Annotated in this window: 21 protein-coding genes and 1 pseudogene; 10 read left to right on the top strand and 12 right to left on the bottom strand. The window is 40.3% G+C overall.

Features of this window, described 5'->3' with window-relative positions; genetic code table 11:
- Nucleotide 1: 1 nt before the first annotated feature.
- From SM12261_RS05420 to SM12261_RS05410, 3 genes and pseudogenes are all read left to right on the top strand, one after another.
- The gene (locus SM12261_RS05420) at nt 2-946 is read left to right on the top strand and encodes an ABC transporter permease subunit (RefSeq protein WP_004248623.1); all 945 of its coding nucleotides are present in this window, start codon (nt 2-4) and stop codon (nt 944-946) included.
- Nucleotides 947-1,049: 103 nt separating this feature from the next.
- Nucleotides 1,050-2,015 carry a substrate-binding domain-containing protein gene (locus SM12261_RS05415; protein ID WP_000789621.1) on the top strand — a complete coding sequence of 322 codons (966 nt, stop codon included), beginning with the start codon at nt 1,050-1,052 and terminating at the stop codon, nt 2,013-2,015.
- 77 nt (nt 2,016-2,092) lie between these two features.
- Nucleotides 2,093-2,233: pseudogene (locus SM12261_RS05410) on the top strand (8-oxo-dGTP diphosphatase); the annotation flags it as partial.
- On the opposite strand, the gene SM12261_RS05405 reads toward SM12261_RS05410, so the two are convergent.
- The 5 genes from SM12261_RS05405 to coaB form a co-directional block, all read right to left on the bottom strand.
- Nucleotides 2,230-2,745 (bottom strand): transcription repressor NadR, encoded by a 516-nt coding sequence (locus SM12261_RS05405; RefSeq protein ID WP_000159184.1) that lies wholly within the window; start codon nt 2,743-2,745, stop codon nt 2,230-2,232. The pseudogene SM12261_RS05410 and the gene SM12261_RS05405 sit on opposite strands and share 4 nt — an antisense overlap.
- An 11-nt stretch (nt 2,746-2,756) precedes the next feature.
- Nucleotides 2,757-3,284 (bottom strand): ECF transporter S component, encoded by a 528-nt coding sequence (locus tag SM12261_RS05400; protein WP_001097395.1) that lies wholly within the window; start codon nt 3,282-3,284, stop codon nt 2,757-2,759.
- 176 nt (nt 3,285-3,460) lie between these two features.
- Nucleotides 3,461-4,024 carry an ECF transporter S component gene (locus tag SM12261_RS05395; RefSeq protein ID WP_000747412.1) on the bottom strand — a complete coding sequence of 188 codons (564 nt, stop codon included), beginning with the start codon at nt 4,022-4,024 and terminating at the stop codon, nt 3,461-3,463.
- A complete protein-coding gene (gene coaC / locus SM12261_RS05390; RefSeq protein WP_001284133.1) occupies nt 4,008-4,559 on the bottom strand; it encodes a phosphopantothenoylcysteine decarboxylase in 552 nt (183 codons plus the stop codon). The genes SM12261_RS05395 and coaC overlap by 17 nt, the downstream gene beginning before the upstream one ends.
- A gap of 11 nt (nt 4,560-4,570) precedes the next feature.
- Complete coding sequence (gene coaB / locus SM12261_RS05385) at nt 4,571-5,260, bottom strand: phosphopantothenate--cysteine ligase (protein WP_000699520.1); 690 nt, start codon at nt 5,258-5,260, stop codon at nt 4,571-4,573.
- Nucleotides 5,261-5,489: 229 nt separating this feature from the next.
- Between coaB and SM12261_RS05380 the strand changes: the two genes are divergently transcribed.
- The 3 genes from SM12261_RS05380 (at nt 5,490) to radC (ending at nt 10,359) form a co-directional block, all read left to right on the top strand.
- Nucleotides 5,490-7,160 carry a formate--tetrahydrofolate ligase gene (locus SM12261_RS05380; RefSeq protein ID WP_000845262.1) on the top strand — a complete coding sequence of 557 codons (1,671 nt, stop codon included), beginning with the start codon at nt 5,490-5,492 and terminating at the stop codon, nt 7,158-7,160.
- A gap of 184 nt (nt 7,161-7,344) precedes the next feature.
- Nucleotides 7,345-9,636, top strand: a complete 2,292-nt coding sequence (gene pcrA / locus SM12261_RS05375) for a DNA helicase PcrA (RefSeq protein ID WP_000992841.1) — start codon at nt 7,345-7,347, stop codon at nt 9,634-9,636.
- A gap of 42 nt (nt 9,637-9,678) precedes the next feature.
- Entirely contained in the window at nt 9,679-10,359 is a 681-nt protein-coding gene (gene radC, locus SM12261_RS05370; protein WP_000286931.1) for a RadC family protein, read from the top strand.
- Here radC and SM12261_RS05365 read toward each other — a convergent pair.
- The 7 genes from SM12261_RS05365 to SM12261_RS05335 all read right to left on the bottom strand — a co-directional run bounded on the left by SM12261_RS05365 (nt 10,356) and on the right by SM12261_RS05335 (nt 15,127).
- Entirely contained in the window at nt 10,356-11,045 is a 690-nt protein-coding gene (locus tag SM12261_RS05365) for a gamma-glutamyl-gamma-aminobutyrate hydrolase family protein (protein ID WP_000743336.1), read from the bottom strand. The two genes, radC and SM12261_RS05365, sit on opposite strands and share 4 nt — an antisense overlap.
- A gap of 17 nt (nt 11,046-11,062) precedes the next feature.
- The gene (locus tag SM12261_RS05360) at nt 11,063-11,704 is read right to left on the bottom strand and encodes a redox-sensing transcriptional repressor Rex (protein WP_000653417.1); all 642 of its coding nucleotides are present in this window, start codon (nt 11,702-11,704) and stop codon (nt 11,063-11,065) included.
- Nucleotides 11,705-11,786: 82 nt separating this feature from the next.
- Nucleotides 11,787-12,002, bottom strand: coding sequence for a DUF4649 family protein (locus SM12261_RS05355; protein WP_000462491.1), 216 nt, complete (start codon nt 12,000-12,002; stop codon nt 11,787-11,789).
- 7 nt (nt 12,003-12,009) lie between these two features.
- Entirely contained in the window at nt 12,010-12,357 is a 348-nt protein-coding gene (locus SM12261_RS05350) for a DUF1831 domain-containing protein (protein WP_000863539.1), read from the bottom strand.
- A 4-nt stretch (nt 12,358-12,361) separates the two neighbouring features.
- Nucleotides 12,362-13,477 carry a cysteine desulfurase family protein gene (locus tag SM12261_RS05345; RefSeq protein ID WP_000639688.1) on the bottom strand — a complete coding sequence of 372 codons (1,116 nt, stop codon included), beginning with the start codon at nt 13,475-13,477 and terminating at the stop codon, nt 12,362-12,364.
- Between the two features lie 9 nt (nt 13,478-13,486).
- Nucleotides 13,487-14,446 carry a ribose-phosphate diphosphokinase gene (locus tag SM12261_RS05340; protein WP_001283818.1) on the bottom strand — a complete coding sequence of 320 codons (960 nt, stop codon included), beginning with the start codon at nt 14,444-14,446 and terminating at the stop codon, nt 13,487-13,489.
- Between the two features lie 111 nt (nt 14,447-14,557).
- Nucleotides 14,558-15,127, bottom strand: coding sequence for a CYTH domain-containing protein (locus SM12261_RS05335; RefSeq protein ID WP_000681279.1), 570 nt, complete (start codon nt 15,125-15,127; stop codon nt 14,558-14,560).
- Nucleotides 15,128-15,255: 128 nt separating this feature from the next.
- Between SM12261_RS05335 and yjbM the strand changes: the two genes are divergently transcribed.
- Genes yjbM through pta form a run of 4 tightly spaced genes read left to right on the top strand, consistent with a single transcriptional unit; the run spans nt 15,256 to nt 18,640 of the window.
- A complete protein-coding gene (gene yjbM, locus SM12261_RS05330) occupies nt 15,256-15,927 on the top strand; it encodes a GTP diphosphokinase (RefSeq protein WP_000171692.1) in 672 nt (223 codons plus the stop codon).
- Nucleotides 15,911-16,729, top strand: coding sequence for an NAD kinase (locus tag SM12261_RS05325; protein ID WP_000799056.1), 819 nt, complete (start codon nt 15,911-15,913; stop codon nt 16,727-16,729). Before yjbM ends, SM12261_RS05325 begins: the two co-directional genes overlap by 17 nt.
- Nucleotides 16,726-17,622 (top strand): RluA family pseudouridine synthase, encoded by an 897-nt coding sequence (locus tag SM12261_RS05320; RefSeq protein ID WP_001209983.1) that lies wholly within the window; start codon nt 16,726-16,728, stop codon nt 17,620-17,622. Before SM12261_RS05325 ends, SM12261_RS05320 begins: the two co-directional genes overlap by 4 nt.
- Before the next feature lie 43 nt (nt 17,623-17,665).
- On the top strand, nt 17,666-18,640 hold the full coding sequence (gene pta / locus SM12261_RS05315; protein ID WP_000451571.1) for a phosphate acetyltransferase: 975 nt from the start codon (nt 17,666-17,668) through the stop codon (nt 18,638-18,640).
- Nucleotides 18,641-18,681: the final 41 nt, after the last annotated feature.

Genomic DNA, 18,681 nt, shown 5'->3' with positions numbered 1-18,681 from the left:
TGTGAAAAATACTATGAAGTATATGTCAGAATTGACAACAGTAATAGCATTGATAATTTTAATGGCTGTCATCACTATTATCAATTCAAATTTTTTAACAGCAAATAATCTGTTAAATTTACTATTGCAAGTAACATCAAATGCACTGATCGCTTTTGGAATGACCTTTGTTATTCTAACAGGTGGAATTGATTTATCAGTTGGATCAATTTTAGCCTTATCCAGTGCGCTAACCGCTGGCCTATTAGGATCTGGAATGCCTGTTACGTTAGCAATTCTCATCTCTTTAATTTTGGGTTGCATTCTGGGGATGATGAATGGTTTATTGATTTCCTACGGGAAATTAGCTCCATTTATCGTTACTTTAGCAACTATGACTATTTTTAGAGGCGCAACACTTGTTTATACAAATGGGAATCCTATCACAAAAGGATTAAGTGATACATTCTTATTTCAATTTTTGGGGCAAGGTTATATAGTCGGAATTCCATTTCCTGTAATTATTATGTTTATTGTATTTATTGTTTTATATGTTTTACTTCATAAAACAGCATTTGGTAAATCTGTGTATGCTATAGGGGGGAATGAAAAAGCAGCATATATATCAGGTGTGAAACTAAATAAAGTGAAAATTATCATTTATTCAATTTCAGGTATTATGGCTTCAATTTCTGGATTGATTATAACATCACGCTTAAGTTCTGCTCAACCAACAGCAGGTGCTAGTTATGAAATGGATGCTATTGCAGCTGTTGTTCTTGGGGGAACCTCTTTATCAGGAGGTAAAGGTCGCATACTGGGGACCTTAATAGGTGCTTTAATTATTGGGGTTTTGAATAATGGACTTAATATTATCGGTGTTTCAGCATTTTGGCAACAAGTAGTAAAAGGAGTTGTAATCTTAATTGCTGTTCTGATTGATCGTTTTAAAGTTGTAAAACAGTAGAATAATTTTCAATTTTTTTGGAAATAGTAACAATTTATTAGATGACGTACAATAATCGGGATTGAAACTATCCCTATAGATATATATTACGAGGAGTAATAACATGAAAAATATTAAAAAAATTAGCATTTTTGCTTTGTTTGTAACATTTATTTTTGCTTTAGTAGCTTGTGGAAAAACTGGTTTAGGAAATTCATCAAATGATAATAAATCTACGATTCAAAAGTCGGCAAAAGAATTAAAATTAGGAGTTTCTATTTCGACTACTAACAATCCCTATTTTGTAGCTATGAAAGATGGTCTTGAAAAAGCCGCAAGAGAAAAAGAAGTAACTTTGAAGATAGCAGATGCACAAGATGATGCTGCTAGACAAGCAGATGATATTCAAAATTTTATTAGTCAAAATGTTGATGCTTTACTAATTAATCCAGTTGATTCTGATGCAATTGTTACATCTATTAAAGCTGCTAATAATGCAAATATTCCGGTAATCTTAATTGACCGCGGTAGTAATGGAGGTGAAGTCTTGACAACTGTTGCTTCTGATAACGTAGAAGCAGGTAAAATGGCTGCAGAATTTATTACCAAGCAATTGGGAGAAAAAGCAAAAACTTTTGAATTATCAGGAGTCCCTGGCGCTTCTGCAACTGTAGATAGAGGTAAAGGATTTGAACAAATTTCAAAGACAAATTTAGATGTTCTTTCTAGTCAATCCGCTAATTTTGACCGCGCAAAAGCTTTGAATACAGCGCAAAATATGATTCAAGGAAACAAAGAAGTGCAAGCAATCTTTGCACAGAATGATGAGATGGCGTTAGGAGCTGCACAAGCAGTAAAAGCAGCTGGTCTTAGCAATGTATTAATTGTTGGTATTGATGGTCAACCAGATGCACATGATGCTATTGCAAAAGGTGATATTACTGCCACTATTGCTCAGCAACCAGCTAAGATGGGTGAAATTGCTATTCAATCAGCAATAGATCATTATCAAGGGAAAAAACTGGAAAAAGAAACAGTTTCTCCAATTTATCTTGTGACTAAGGATAATGTTGATCAACATAACTGGTGATATATTTTTAGTAAGCAAGTAGTTGTTAATTTTCATTCAATGTGGTTTTTAAATATCATTGTTACTATTTGAGCTATTGGATTCAAAAAGACCAGATTCCAAACTTGGATCTGGCCTATGATATGCTACCTTTGATGGAGATGATGGAAGCTCCGGACAAATCTGAATTTTTCTACCGTCATCGTATAGAAGATGGCTGGGAGAAGAAAATCTTCTAGTCTTTTACTAAATAACCTAGCTGATCCAAGGCCTCCTCGATATAGCGGAGGTCTTGCTGTGTTTCAGCTTCGACTAGGTGGTAATGGATGCCATCTGTCAATTCAGACAGAGGTCTAAAATCTGAATGCTCGACTTGTTCTAGAAAATGTTGCACATCTCTGCGACAAGACAGTTTCAGCAAGGTTTCGATTTCTCCATAAACGGGATGGTCAATCAAGGTATTTTGAACACGTCCACCATTATCAACGATAGCAAGGAGTTCTTGACCGATTTCTTCAACTTCATGTTTCACTTTGAAAAGTTTGTGAACATAAGGATTGGTTTCAATTTGCTTATAGATGTAGCCACGATTAGTGGATAGGATAGGAGCGCCATCGGCTCTTAAAATTGCAATGTCCTGTACAATGACCTGGCGTGTAACATGAAAATGTTCAGCTAAACTTTGGCCATTGAGGGCTTTAGGAGCTTCTTTCAAGAGTTGGAGAAGGGCTTGTTTGCGATCTTTTGTCATAGTTCTTCCTTTTAACGGCGTTTTCGAAGCACTTTATAGACAGCTAGTGCCAATGTATAGTCTACCATACTATGGATAATTGTGCCAAATCCAACTAGTACAAATAGAACATAAAACATATTTTCTACATTGGTACCGGAAGTGGCGTAAAAAACGACACAGGCTAATACTTCAGCAAGGGCATGAATGATAGCTAAAACAAAGTTGAAAATCCAGGAAGATTTTGGTTTATCAAGAGTATCGGGGAATTTTTGTAAGTAAAGAGCTCCTAGAGTACCAAAAAAGATATGGGAAAAAGCTCGAAAAACGATAACCATGGGATAGCCAGCCATCAAGAATCCAAAACTAGAGGCTAGGATGACAAAAACTGCCATCAAGGGCGACAAGAACATGGCAATAAAAATAGCGATGTGGCTCCCCAAAGTGTAAGAAGCAGGTGGAATGACAATCTTGAAAGGCATCACAATCGGAATCAAAATTGCAATAGCCGTTAAGAGGGCAGTCATTGTCATAAATTGTGTCTTTTTCCGTGTATTCATAAGAATCTCCTTTTTAACTGTATATACACTAGTATAGTACAACAAACAAGACAATAAAGCAAGGATTTACTTGGGTTTATTGGTCGTTTTTTAGTTAAAAGTTGGTAAAGATTTCACTAAAAAGAAACGACTTCAAACAAAATCTCCACCTTCAAGTATGAAAGCGGAGATTGTTTTTATTTCTTCAAAGTTTGTAGTCTTGGAACAATAGCTAGGGTCAGAACCGCGGAAATAACTAATTCGGCAATGGAGTTTGTTGAGATAACGGTTGCTAGGAGTTTTTGGATATTACCATCAAAGACATTTCCAAAAAGGTAGAAAATTCCACCAAGTACAAAGACAGTGTTGGTAAGTGAACCGAGGGCACCAGCTAGAATCAGACCAGTTTTATTTTTCATCAGTTTATAAACTAGATACGGAGTCAAACCAATCAAAATACGTGGGACGATGGCAATGATAGCTGAGTAGATGTTTCCGTTTGGTACAAATGGGGAGAAGAGGTAACTTGTCGGTAGAATTGTAATCGTGTTAACCGTTAAGCTAAGCAGCCCCATCAAAAATCCAAGTGTAACCCCAACTCGTGGACCGTAGATAATGCTGGCAATAATGACAGGAATATGAACGATAGTCGGTTTGATTGGAAATGGAAAAAGGTTAAAGATAAGTGAGCTCAGAAAGTGTATCACGAGCATGGTTGCAAAAAAGATAGCAATGGGTGCAATATTAGAGCGTTTTTTCATCGAGAGTTTCCTTTATTCTTTCTAAAATAATTGTGAGGTCGGCTAAAGCTCCTCGTCCGTGGTCTCCACAAGCTAGTAGGGATTCCTTAGGAGCAATCAGCTGATAGCCGTAGGCTTCTAATGTTTTCAGATTAGCCTGAGTTGCTGGATGGTCATACATTTTTGTATTCATAGCAGGAGCTATTAGTTTGGGAATATGACTTGGCAGGGCTAGAGCTGTACAGGTCACCATATTGTCCGCAAAGCCAAGGGCTAGTTTTGCAATAGTGTTAGCAGTTGCAGGGGCTACGATGAATAAATCTGCTTTTTTTCCAAGTTCGATATGATTGACTTGATCAGGATAGGGTTCCTTCATGGCATCCAAGTGGACGGAATTCCGTGAGAGTACCTGTAGTGTCAAAGGTTGGATAAACTCTGTAGCAGCCTGGGTCATTAAGACAGTGACTTGATGACCTTGTTTTTTTAGAGAACTGACTAAATCTGCCGACTTGTAAGAGGCGATTGAGCCCGTTACAGCCAAGAGAATGTTTGCCATAGCTTTCCTTTCTATGAATGATAGGCTTGAATTTTTTCAAGGAGGAGTTCTGCAATTTCTTCTTTAGTCTGGACTGTTTGAAGCTGATCTTTTTCAACAAAGATTGCACGATGCTGGTTTGGTGAGATTTGAGTCAGGTCATTCGCAATGATTAAGTCAGCTTGGTTCTTGATAAGACTTTTTCTGGCAATCTCGATGAGATAATCCTCAGAGACATCAACCAGCAGTTTGAAACCAATCAGATGAATAGCAGGATTCCATTTCTTGACTAGAGAGATGATTTTGGGTGTTTTTTTCAGGAATAAAACCTGAACCTCATCAGTTGAAGAAATCTTAGCTTGATGATTCTGCCTGCTTAAAAATTCTTCTAGATTGGAGCTAGCCTGAACTTCCTCAAGTCCTGCCATATAAACAGGAGTGTAATCAGATACGGCCATTGAGTGAATCAAGACCTGATAATCCTGAATACGTTCTTTCATTTCAAGAAGAAGATCCTTGGTATTGTTAATTTCTCGAATACTTAGATTAGGATGGGCTACTGGCTTCACAGCTCGTTTTGTCGTTATCAAACAAACTTCATGTCCTGCAGCAAGCAGGGTTTCAGTGATGATTTTCCCCAAGCGACCTGTAGAATGGTTAGTGATAGAGCGGACGCTATCGATAGCCTCACTGGTACCGCCCGATGTAACTAAAATTTTCATAGCACTATTGTACACAAAAATAAACGGTAAGTAAAATAAAAGTGATAAATTTTTGGTAAAAACGAAGATTTACTATAGTTTCAAACTATAAAGCCATATAAAATTTAAGAAAGGGCTCTAAAATTCTTAAAAATAGAGATATTTACGAACGTTTAGAGAGTTTAAGGATGTTAAAAATCTTGTTTTGTGTTATAATGAATTATCATATAAGAGGTTAGAGGAGTTTTGAATGAAAACAGATATTGAAATCGCACAAAGTATTGAGTTGAAGCCAATCGTTGATGTTGTAGAGAAACTTGGTATTTCTTACGACGATTTGGAGTTGTACGGAAAGTATAAGGCTAAGCTCAGCTTTGATAAAATCCGTGCAGTTGAGAGCAATCCAGTTGGGAAATTGATCTTGGTTACTGCCATCAACCCAACACCAGCAGGTGAAGGAAAATCAACTATTACCATTGGTCTTGCTGATGCTTTGAACAAGATTGGCAAGAAAACTATGATTGCCATCCGCGAACCATCCCTTGGTCCAGTAATGGGGATTAAGGGTGGTGCTGCAGGCGGTGGTTACGCTCAAGTTCTGCCAATGGAAGACATCAACCTCCACTTTACTGGGGACATGCATGCTATTACAACTGCCAACAATGCGCTTTCTGCCTTGATTGACAATCACTTGCACCAAGGGAATGAGCTTGGAATTGACCAACGTCGTATCCTCTGGAAACGTGTTGTGGACTTAAACGACCGAGCTCTTCGTCATGTGACCGTTGGACTTGGTGGTCCTCTAAATGGTATTCCACGTGAGGATGGCTTTGACATTACAGTTGCTTCAGAGATCATGGCAATTCTTTGTTTGGCAACGGATATCGAGGACTTGAAACGCCGTTTGGCTAATATTGTTATCGGTTATCGCTATGACCGAACACCTGTTTCTGTTGGCGATTTACAGGTTGAAGGTGCTTTGGCATTGATTTTGAAGGATGCTATTAAGCCGAATCTGGTTCAGACAATTTACGGAACACCTGCCTTTGTACACGGTGGTCCATTTGCCAATATCGCTCACGGATGTAACTCTGTTTTGGCAACGACAACAGCTCTTCACTTAGCTGATTACACGGTTACTGAAGCTGGTTTTGGTGCCGACCTTGGTGCTGAGAAATTCCTTGATATTAAGACACCAAACTTGCCAACATCTCCAGATGCAGTAGTTATTGTTGCAACCCTTCGTGCCCTTAAGATGAATGGTGGTGTGGCTAAAGACGCTCTTACTGAAGAAAATGTAGAAGCAGTTCGTGCAGGTTTTGCTAACTTGCAACGCCACGTTGAAAATATCCGTAAATTTGGAGTACCTGCAGTCGTAGCTATTAACGAATTTGTATCTGATACTGAAGCTGAAATTGCAGCCTTGAAAGAACTCTGTGCTTCAATCGACGTACCAGTTGAGTTGGCTAGTGTCTGGGCTGATGGCGCAGAAGGTGGGGTAGCACTTGCTGAGACAGTTGTTAAGACAATTGCTGAAACCCCAGCTAATTACAAACGTTTATATGACAATGACCTTTCTGTTCAAGAAAAGATTGAAAAAATTGTTACTGAAATCTACCGTGGTAGCAAAGTCAACTTTGAGAAGAAAGCCCAAACGCAAATTGCTCAAATCGTTCAGAATGGTTGGGACAAATTGCCAATCTGTATGGCTAAAACTCAATACAGTTTCTCAGACAATCCAAATGCACTTGGAGCACCTGAAAACTTTGAAATTACCATTCGTGAATTGGTACCAAAATTAGGTGCAGGCTTCATCGTTGCTTTAACTGGTGATGTCATGACCATGCCAGGCCTTCCAAAACGACCAGCAGCTCTCAACATGGATGTTGAAAGCGACGGAACTGTTCTAGGCTTGTTCTAGTAGATTGTAATTGACTTTAAATGAGTTTGGAGATTTTAATCCAAGCTCATTTTTTATCTAGATAGAAGTAGTTGTCTTCAGTTGATGAGAGAGTTGTTTACTATACGTAACCATTCTAGTTAAAGATATTTTCCTCGAATTCTGATATAATGGAAATATTGACTTCAAGAGTAAGGAAGAGAAGATGAACGCATTATTAAATGGAATGAATGACCGTCAGGCTGAGGCGGTGCAAACGACAGAAGGTCCCTTGTTGATCATGGCGGGGGCTGGTTCTGGAAAGACCCGAGTTTTGACCCACCGCATTGCTTATCTGATTGATGAAAAGCTGGTCAATCCTTGGAATATCTTGGCCATTACCTTTACTAATAAGGCTGCGCGTGAGATGAAGGAACGTGCTTATGGCCTCAATCCAGCCACTCAGGACTGTTTGATTGCGACCTTTCACTCCATGTGTGTTCGTATCTTGCGTCGCGATGCGGACCATATTGGCTACAACCGTAATTTTACAATTGTCGATCCTGGTGAACAGCGAACTCTTATGAAACGCATTCTTAAGCAGTTGAACCTGGATCCGAAAAAATGGAATGAACGGAGCATCTTAGGAACAATTTCCAATGCTAAGAATGATCTGATTGATGATGTTGCCTATGCTGCCCAAGCTGGCGATATGTACACGCAAATCGTAGCCCAGTGTTACACAGCTTATCAAAAAGAACTTCGTCAGTCTGAATCCGTTGATTTTGATGATTTGATTATGCTGACCTTGCGTCTCTTTGATCAAAATCCTGATGTTTTGACCTACTACCAGCAGAAGTTTCAGTACATCCATGTTGATGAGTACCAAGATACCAACCACGCTCAGTATCAATTGGTCAAACTCTTGGCTTCCCGTTTTAAAAATATCTGTGTGGTTGGGGATGCGGACCAGTCTATCTACGGTTGGCGTGGTGCTGATATGCAGAATATTTTGGATTTCGAGAAAGATTATCCCCAAGCCAAGGTTGTTTTGCTGGAGGAGAATTACCGTTCAACTAAAACTATTCTCCAAGCGGCCAACGAGGTCATTAAAAACAATAAAAACCGCCGTCCTAAGAATCTCTGGACCCAGAATGCTGATGGGGAGCAAATCGTTTACTATCGTGCTGATGATGAGCTGGATGAGGCTGTATTTGTAGCCAGAACCATCGATGAACTTAGTCGCAGTCAAAACTTCCTTCACAAGGATTTTGCAGTTCTCTATCGGACTAATGCCCAGTCCCGTACTATTGAGGAAGCCTTGCTCAAGTCAAATATCCCTTATACCATGGTTGGCGGAACCAAGTTCTACAGCCGTAAGGAAATCCGAGATATTATCGCTTATCTCAACCTCATTGCTAATTTGAGTGACAATATCAGTTTTGAGCGTATTATCAACGAGCCTAAACGTGGAATTGGCCCAGGTACAGTTGAGAAAATTCGTGACTTTGCGAATATGCAAAACATGTCCATGCTGGATGCTTCTGCCAATATCATGTTGTCTGGTATCAAGGGTAAAGCAGCCCAGTCTATCTGGGATTTTGCCAATATGGTTCTGGATTTGCGAGAGCAGCTAGATCAATTAAATATTACAGAGTTGGTTGAGGCGGTTCTAGAAAAAACAGGTTACGTTGATATTCTTAATGCCCAAGCAACTCTGGAAAGTAAGGCTCGGGTTGAAAATATTGAAGAGTTCCTTTCTGTGACGAAAAACTTTGATGACACCTCTGATGAGCCAGAAGAAGAAACTGGTCTGGACAAACTGAGTCGTTTCTTAAATGATTTAGCCTTGATTGCGGACACCGATTCAGGTAGTCAGGAGACATCAGAAGTTACTCTAATGACCCTGCATGCTGCCAAAGGTCTCGAGTTTCCAGTTGTCTTTTTGATTGGGATGGAAGAAAATGTCTTTCCACTTAGTCGTGCTGCTGAAGATCAAGATGAACTAGAAGAAGAGCGCCGTCTGGCCTATGTAGGAATTACGCGTGCAGAGAAAATCCTCTATCTGACAAATGCCAACTCACGCCTGCTTTTTGGTCGTACCAACTACAACCGTCCTACTCGATTTATTAACGAAATCAGTTCAGACTTGCTTGAGTATCAAGGTCTGGCTCGTCCAGCAAATACAAGCTTTAAAGCATCATATAGTAGTGGTGGCCTTGCCTTCGGTCAAGGTATGAGTTTGGCCCAGGCTCTTCAAGACCGTAAACGCAGTGCGGCCCCAAAAACTATCCAGTCAAGCGGTCTCCCATTTGGTCAATTTACAGCTGGTGCAAAATCAGCGTCTAGCGAAACAAATTGGTCCATTGGTGACATTGCCCTCCACAAGAAATGGGGAGAGGGAACTGTTCTGGAAGTTTCAGGTAGCGGTGCTACGCAGGAATTAAAAATCAATTTCCCAGAAGTTGGTTTGAAAAAACTTTTGGCCAGTGTGGCCCCAATTGAGAAAAAAATCTAATTTTTCATCCTTCTCACGAATAATAAAGTGAGGAGGATTTTTATGTACAGTATTTCATTCCAAGAAGATTCACTATTGCCAAGAGAAAGACTTGCCCAAGAAGGAGTGGAAGCGCTCAGTAACCAAGAGTTGCTAGCTATTTTACTCAGAACAGGAACACGTCAGGCCAGTGTTTTTGAAATTGCCCAGAAAGTCTTGAATAATCTTTCAAGCCTAACAGATTTGAAAAAAATGACACTGCAGGAATTGCAGAGTCTATCTGGTATCGGACGAGTTAAGGCAATAGAGTTACAAGCCATGATTGAACTGGGCCATCGTATTCATAAACACGAAACCCTTGAGATGGAAAGTATTCTCAGCAGTCAAAAGTTGGCCAAGAAGATGCAACAGGAATTGGGGGATAAAAAACAAGAGCACCTGGTGGCGCTCTATCTCAATACTCAAAATCAAATCATCCATCAACAGACCATTTTTATCGGTTCTGCCACTCGTAGTATTGCTGAACCGCGAGAGATTCTTCACTATGCTATCAAGCATATGGCGACTTCTCTCATCTTGGTTCATAATCATCCTTCAGGAGCGGTGGCCCCTAGCCGAAATGATGATCATGTCACTAAACTTGTCAAAGAAGCCTGCGATCTGATGGGAATTGTCCTCTTGGACCATTTGATTGTCTCTCACTCCAGTTACTTTAGTTATCGAGAAAAGACAGATTTAATCTAAAGTTCATTAACGATATAGTCAAAGAGGTTTTTATCTTTGGGACGATTTTCAAAAAGAAATTCTGGATGCCATTGGACACCGAGAAAGGCGACATCATCCGTACTCATGACAGCTTCAATAATGCCATCCTTAGGATCATGAGCCGCAATCTTTAAATTTGGTGCTAAATCCTTGATGCTCTGGTGGTGGAAGGAGTTGATATGGGAAATTTCTCCATAGATTTCTCGGAGAACGGTATCTGGTTCTGTCGCCAAGCGTTGGGTTGTGTACTCGGCGGAACAATCCTGCCAGTGATCTTCGATATCTTGATACAAAGTTCCACCCATGGCAACGTTAAAGAGTTGGGTACCACGGCAGACAGAGAAAATTGGCTTTTTCTGTTTAATAGCTTCCTTGATGAGGGCCAGTTCAAAGATATCCCTTTGAAGGTGGTAGTCATCGCTATCAATGGTTTTTGGTTCACCATAGAATTTTGGATCAACATTTTGCCCACCTGTCAAGATGAGCTTGTCAATCATACTGATATAGTGGCAGGCCATTTCTTGATCACCAATCGGTAGGATGATGGGAATCCCTCCAGCGTCTTTAACGCCTTCAACAAAGCCTTTTGCTGCGTAGCTCATCATGATGTCATCATCTGGATGAGTTTTTTCGTTTCCTGTAATCCCAATAACTGGTTTTTTCATAAAATGATTTTCGCTTTCTAATCCTCTTTTCGCATGAAGTAGAGGAGAGTTTGGAGTTCACTTGTCAAATCGACATACTGAACGACCACGTCTTTTGGTAAATGCAGATGGACAGGTGAAAAACTGAGAATTCCTTTCACGCCAGCATCCACCAAGAGATTAGCAACCTCTTGTGACTTAACGCTGGGAACGGTCAGGATAGCAGTCTTGACATCAGCATCCTTGATTTTATCCTTGATTTGAGAAATCCCGTAAATGGGAATTCCATCAGGAGTTTGGGTACCGACTTCGGGATGGTCATCTAGGTCAAAGGCCATGATAATCTTCATCTTGTTGCGCTCATGGAAGCGATAGTGGAGAAGGGCATGGCCCATATTTCCAATACCTACCAGCATGACATTGGTGATGGAGTTATCATTGAGCAAATCGGCAAAAAATGTCATCAGTTTTTTGACATCATAGCCAAAACCACGACGACCTAGTTCACCAAAATAGGAAAAATCACGACGTACGGTCGCGGAATCAATACCGATAGCCTCTGCAATTTGCTTAGAGTTGGCACGTTCAATCTTTTCTGCATGAAATCTCTTAAAAATTCGATAGTAGAGAGAGAGTCTTTTCGCTGTAGCTTTTGGAATAGCAGACTGTTTATCTTTCACAAAATCACAACCTTTCTATTCTTCTATTTTATAGAAACATTGTGAAAAAATCAACAAAAACAAGAAAAAACTAAGAAAAATCTTAGTTTTGATGTAAAAAATCTGCATGTGATAGAAAACGGTAGAGGTCTCCGACCAGTCCTTGGTAAACTTCCTGCCCTTTAAAGGTCAAAGAAGTTACATAAAGTGTATCTGGCAGAGTCACACATCCTGACAGAGCCAGCATGAGAGCCTCGTAATCCTCATACTTGAGAGTGCGCTCTACATGATAGCTGTCCTTATAGGTCAGTTCAAACATTTTGGCTCTATCTTTCCGCTTTTGTAAAGACACCACGTTCTACCAAGCTATCCATGAGGAAATAGAATTTTTCCTGATGAATGTGGTGGTCTTCTGATTTGAAAATATCAACTAGACGAAGACCAAACTTGTCAGTGATATTGATTTTAGCCCCTGTGAGTTCCTTGTTAATGATGATTTTTAGTTGGAAGCCTTCACCGCTGTTTGGAACCTTTTCAAGTAGGCGAGTCAGTTCATAGTTACCAACTTTTGTTTCAAAAAAAGTGTTGTCTTTGAGGGTGAATTTCTTAACAGAAGGGCTAAGAGTGTAGTCGTAACGACAATTTTTTAACTGAATGGTTTTTTCAAATGCCATATGGCTAACCTCCGATAATTTCTTTTAAGGTTTTTGCGAGGGTTTCTAGGTCTTCGATAGTATTTTGTGGAGACAAACTGATGCGAACGGATTCTTTCAAACGTTCTGAATTTTCCCCGTACATGGCTTCAAGAACATGGCTGGATTGGACAATGCCTGCAGTACAGGCCGAGCCAGTAGAGATTGAAATTCCAGCTAAGTCTAGACGAAGGAGTAGGAGGTCATTTTTCTGCCCAGGAAATCCAATATTGAGGACATAAGGTAGATGGTGTTCTCCTCTGTTCAGGTAATACTGAACTCCCTCAAGCTCCGCAAGAAAGGCAGTTTCTAGATTTTGTACATGTTGAAAATGTTCTTCTTGTTTTTCTAGGTCTTCTTTTAGGGCTGCAACCATGCTAACGATGGAAGCTAGATTTTCAGTTCCTGCTCGTTTTTTCTGTTCTTGATCTCCGCCATGAAGATAGGAATCAAAGTCCATGCTTGATGCGTAGAGAAAACCGATTCCCTTAGGACCATGGAATTTATGGGCTGAAGCAGTGAGAAAATCAATGCCCAATTCTTCTGGGTGAATAGGGATTTTACCGATAGCCTGAACTGCATCAACATGGTAGGCAGCAGGATGTTGCTTGAGTATTTGGCCAATTTCAGCAATGGGAAGTAGGTTTCCTGTCTCATTATTGGCAAACATGGTAGAAACCAAAATCGTATCGTCACGTAAGGCCTCTTGAATTTGCTGGGCGGTGATTTCCTGATTTTTTGGCTGGATAATGGTTACTTCAAAACCGAAGTGCTGAACCAAGTAATCAATTGTTTCAAGGACAGCATGGTGCTCGATGGCAGTTGTGATGATATGTTTTCCTTTTTCTTGATGACGAAGGCAGTAGCCGATGATAGCAGTATTGTTGCCTTCGGTTCCACCAGAAGTGAAAAAGATATGTTGAGGTTTTGTTCCCAGTAATTGAGCTAGTTCCTGACGGGCTTCACGCAAAAGTTTGCCAGCTTGACGACCATGACCATGGATACTAGAAGGATTGCCATGGGTTTCTTGCATAACCTTAGTCATAGCTGAAATAGCAACTGATGACATAGGAGTCGTTGCAGCATTGTCCAAATAAATCAAAGAATCACCTTATTTCTTTTTGTTGTAGGCAAAGAGTGGGCTGACTGGTTTTCTTTCGTGAATACGGACGATAGCATCACCAATTAACTCACTAGCAGTGATGTAGCATACGTTTTTAGGAGTTTTTTCTTTTGTTGCTACTGAATCAGTCACAAGAATTTCTTTAATATTAGTATTATCAAGAAGTTCAGCAGCACCTTCGACGAAGAGACCGTGGCTAGAAACAGCATAAATTTCTGTAGCCCCTTCACGTTCAACGATTTTAGCAGCTTCAGAGAAGGTACGTCCTGTATTCAGAATATCGTCAATTAAGATAGCTTTCTTACCTTCAACATCACCGATGATATAGCCTTCGTTGCGAGTTGCATCATCTTGTGGGTAATCGATAATGGCGATAGGAGCATCAAGATATTCAGCCAAGCTACGGGCACGCTTTACACCTGAATTTTTAGGGCTAACAACAACAACATCTGAGCCAAGTAAGCCCTTATCGCAATAATGTTTTGCAAATAAGGGAACTGTGAAGAGGTTGTCAACAGGAATATCAAAGAATCCTTGAACCTGAACGGCATGCAAATCAAGCGTAAGGATACGATCTACACCAGCCTTAACTAGCATATTGGCAACTAGTTTCGCTGTAAGTGGCTCACGAGGTGAAGCGATGCGGTCTTGACGTGCATAACCAAAATATGGAAGGACAACGTTGATACTGTGGGCACTTGCACGAACACAAGCGTCGACCATGATTAGCAATTCCATTAGGTGGTTGTTAACAGGGAAACTTGTTGATTGGATGATGTACACATCATAACCACGGACACTTTCTTCGATATTTACTTGGATTTCTCCGTCTGAAAATTGACGTGATGATAGTTTTCCAAGCGGTACACCAACAGCTTGTGCAATTTTCTGTGCAATCTCTTGGTTAGAGTTGAGTGCGAAAAGTTTCATGTTTTTTCTATCTGACATTATAGACCTTCCTCTGTAAACTTTTTAAATCCTAGCCATATCTGCCTAGCCTATATGAACTGGGATTTTTGTATTTTATTTTTTCTATTTTACCAAAAAATAGAGATTATTTCAGCTATTTTTCATGCTTTTGACAAATCGGACCAATTTTGAGGGAGCTTTTTGATAAGCAATCTGATTTTCCTCTAAAAATTGCTGGAAATCTTGTTTCCCTTGCTCGTGATTTTCCACTTCAAGCTCTAATTCGTAATCTGTAATATCAAAGTACTGACTTTCATCTAGTGCCATGAGGCCAATTGGTGTTTGCATTTCATAGCGAAGCGTTGTTAGACAACCAAGGACCTGCCATTTTTTACTTTGGATACCATGTTTTGCTAATTCATCAAGCACAAGCCCTTGAGGAAGTTCTTCCTTGTTCAGATAGTTTTCAGCATCTTTTAGTCGCAATTTTTGGTTGTACTCCATATTTCCAACACTTTGCGGGACTTTGAGTGTCAATTCTGCCCAGTCTTCAAAGGTTCGAATGCGCATAGCAACTTTCTTTTCTCTCAGTTCAAAATCAGGCGTGTCTATGTAGTAATTTTTTTGAAGAACAGGAGTGACGTCTGTGAACTGGTCCTTTAGACGATTGTATTCATCTTTTTTCAAGAGTGTTTTCAATTCAATTTCTAAATGTTTCATTTTTCTTACCTTTTCTTTATCGTTGAAAGCGGATTTATGGTATAATAAGCATTGTATTTATTGTATATGAATCTGGAGAAAAAATCAAAGATATTTTTGAAGGATAATATGAGAACAAGGGAGAATATATGACCTTAGAATGGGAAGAATTTCTAGATCCTTACATTCAAGCTGTTGGTGAGTTAAAGATTAAACTACGTGGTATTCGGAAGCAATATCGTAAGCAAAATAGGCATTCTCCGATTGAGTTTGTGACTGGCCGAGTCAAGCCAATTGAGAGCATCAGGGAAAAAATGGCTCGGCGTGGCATTACTTATGCGACCTTAGAGCACGATTTGCAAGATATTGCTGGTTTGCGTGTGATGGTTCAGTTTGTAGATGACGTCAAGGAAGTAGTGGAGATTTTGCGCAAGCGTCAGGATATGCGGATCATACAGGAGCGAGATTACATTACTCATCGAAAAGCATCAGGCTATCGTTCCTATCATGTGGTAGTAGAATATACGGTTGACACTATCAATGGTGCTAAAACCATTTTGGCGGAAATTCAAATACGTACCTTGGCCATGAATTTCTGGGCAACGATAGAACATTCTCTCAACTACAAGTACCAAGGGGATTTCCCAGAGGAGATAAAGAAGCGACTGGAAATTACAGCCAAGATTGCTCATCAGTTGGATGAAGAAATGGGTAAAATTCGAGATGATATCCAGGAAGCCCAGGCACTTTTTGATCCTTTGAGTAGAAAATTAAATGATGGTGTAGGAAACAGTGACGATACAGATGAAGAATACAGGTAAAAGAATTGACCTGATAGCTAATAGAAAACCGCAGAGTCAAAGGGTTTTGTATGAATTGCGAGATCGTTTGAAGAGAAATCAGTTTATACTCAATGATACCAATCCAGATATCGTTATTTCCATCGGTGGGGATGGTATGCTCTTGTCGGCCTTTCATAAGTACGAAAACCAGCTTGACAAGGTCCGCTTCATTGGTGTTCACACTGGACATTTGGGCTTCTATACGGACTACCGTGATTTTGAGTTGGATAAGCTAGTGACTAATTTGCAGCTAGATACCGGAGCAAGAGTCTCTTACCCTGTTCTAAATGTGAAGGTCTTTCTTGAAAATGGTGAAGTGAAGATTTTCAGAGCATTAAATGAAGCCAGCATCCGCAGGTCTGATCGAACCATGGTGGCGGATGTTGTGATTAACGGTGTCCACTTTGAACGTTTTCGTGGAGATGGGCTAACAGTTTCGACACCGACTGGTAGTACAGCCTATAACAAGTCGCTCGGTGGAGCTGTTTTACACCCAACCATTGAAGCTTTGCAATTAACGGAAATTGCCAGCCTTAACAATCGTGTCTATCGAACGCTGGGTTCGTCCATTATTGTTCCAAAGAAGGATAAGATTGAACTTATCCCGACGAGAAACGATTACCATACTATTTCGGTTGACAATAGCGTTTATTCCTTCCGCAATATTGAACGAATTGAGTATCAAATCGACCATCATAAGATTCACTTTGTCGCATCACCGAGCCATACCAGTTTCTGGAACCGAGTTAAGGATGCTTTTATCGGAGAGGTGGACGAATGAGGTTTGAATTTATCGCAGATGAGCATGTCAAGGTTAAGACCTTCTTAAAAAAGCACGAGGTTTCTAAGGGGCTCCTGGCTAAGATTAAGTTTCGAGGCGGAGCTATCCTGGTCAATGATCAACCACAAAATGCGACGTATCTATTGGACATTGGAGACCGCGTTGCCATTGATATTCCCGCTGAGGAAGGTTTTGAAACTCTAGAAGCTATCGAGAGACCATTAGACATTCTCTATGAGGATGACCATTTTCTAGTCTTGAATAAACCCTATGGAGTGGCTTCTATTCCTAGTGTCAACCACTCTAATACCATTGCCAATTTTATTAAGGGTTACTACGTCAAGCAAAACTATGAAAATCAGCAGGTTCACATTGTGACTAGGCTTGATAGAGATACTTCTGGCTTGATGCTCTTTGCTAAGCACGGCTATGCCCACGCACGATTAGACAAGCAGTTGCAGAAGAAGTCCATTGAAAAACGCTACTTTGCTTTGGTTAAAGGTGATGGACACTTGGAGCAAGAGGGAGAAATTATTGCTCCGATTGCGCGTGATGAAGACTCTATTATCACTAGACGGGTGGCTAAAGGTGGAAAGTATGCTCATACTTCTTACAAGATTGTAGCATCTTATGGGAATATTCATTTGGTAGACATTCGCCTGCACACTGGGCGAACCCACCAAATCCGAGTCCATTTTTCTCATATTGGTTTTCCTTTGTTGGGAGATGATTTGTACGGTGGTAGTCTAGACGATGGAATTCAGCGCCAAGCCCTGCATTGCCATTACCTATCTTTTTATCATCCATTTTTAGAGCAAGACTTGCAGTTAGAAAGTCCCTTGCCGAATGATTTTAGCAACCTTATTACCCAGTTATCAACTAATACTCTATAAAAACAGTTTCAGAGTATAATTATTATCTAAAAGGAGAAAACTCATGGAAGTTTTTGAAAGTCTCAAAGCCAACTTGGTTGGTAAAAATGCTCGTATCGTTCTCCCTGAAGGGGAAGAACCTCGTATTCTTCAAGCGACTAAACGCCTGGTAAAAGAAACAGAAGTGATTCCTGTTTTGCTTGGAAATCCTGAAAAAATTAAAATTTATCTTGAAATCGAAGGTATTGAGGACGGTTATGAAGTCATCGACCCTCAACACTACGATAAATTTGAAGAAATGGTTGCTGCTTTAGTGGAGCGTCGCAAGGGCAAAATGTCTGAAGAAGATGCACGCAAGGTTTTGGTTGAAGATGTCAACTATTTTGGTGTTATGTTGGTTTACTTGGGCTTGGTTGATGGAATGGTGTCAGGAGCGATTCACTCAACAGCTTCAACAGTTCGTCCAGCTCTTCAAATCATCAAAACTCGTCCAAATGTAACTCGTACTTCAGGTGCCTTCCTCATGGTTCGTGGTACGGAGCGTTACCTCTTTGGGGACTGTGCCATCAATATCAATCCAGACGCTGAAGCCTTGGCTGAAATTGCAATCAACTCAGCAATCACAGCTAAGATGTTTGGCATCGAACCTAAAATTGCTATGCTAAGTTATTCTACTAAGGGTTCAGGTTTTGGTGAAAGTGTTGATAAGGTTGTAGAAGCAACTAAAATTGCTCACGACTTGCGTCCTGACCTTGAAATAGATGGGGAATTGCAATTTGATGCAGCCTTTGTTCCTGAAACTGCAGCTCTGAAAGCTCCTGGAAGTACGGTAGCTGGTCAAGCAAATGTCTTCATCTTCCCAGGTATCGAGGCAGGAAATATCGGTTACAAGATGGCAGAACGCCTTGGTGGCTTTGCGGCTGTAGGACCTGTTTTGCAAGGTTTGAACAAGCCAGTTAACGACCTTTCTCGTGGATGTAATGCAGATGATGTTTACAAGTTGACCCTTATCACAGCAGCCCAAGCTGTTCATCAATAAGATTTAGTCCTCTTTCCTTTGGGAAGAGGCTTTTTATACTC

The organism is Streptococcus mitis NCTC 12261, from assembly GCF_000148585.2.
Taxonomy (GTDB): Bacteria; Bacillota; Bacilli; order Lactobacillales; family Streptococcaceae; genus Streptococcus; species Streptococcus mitis.
Note: the sequence above shows the minus strand (reverse complement) of the source record. Positions and strands in the feature narration are given on the sequence as shown.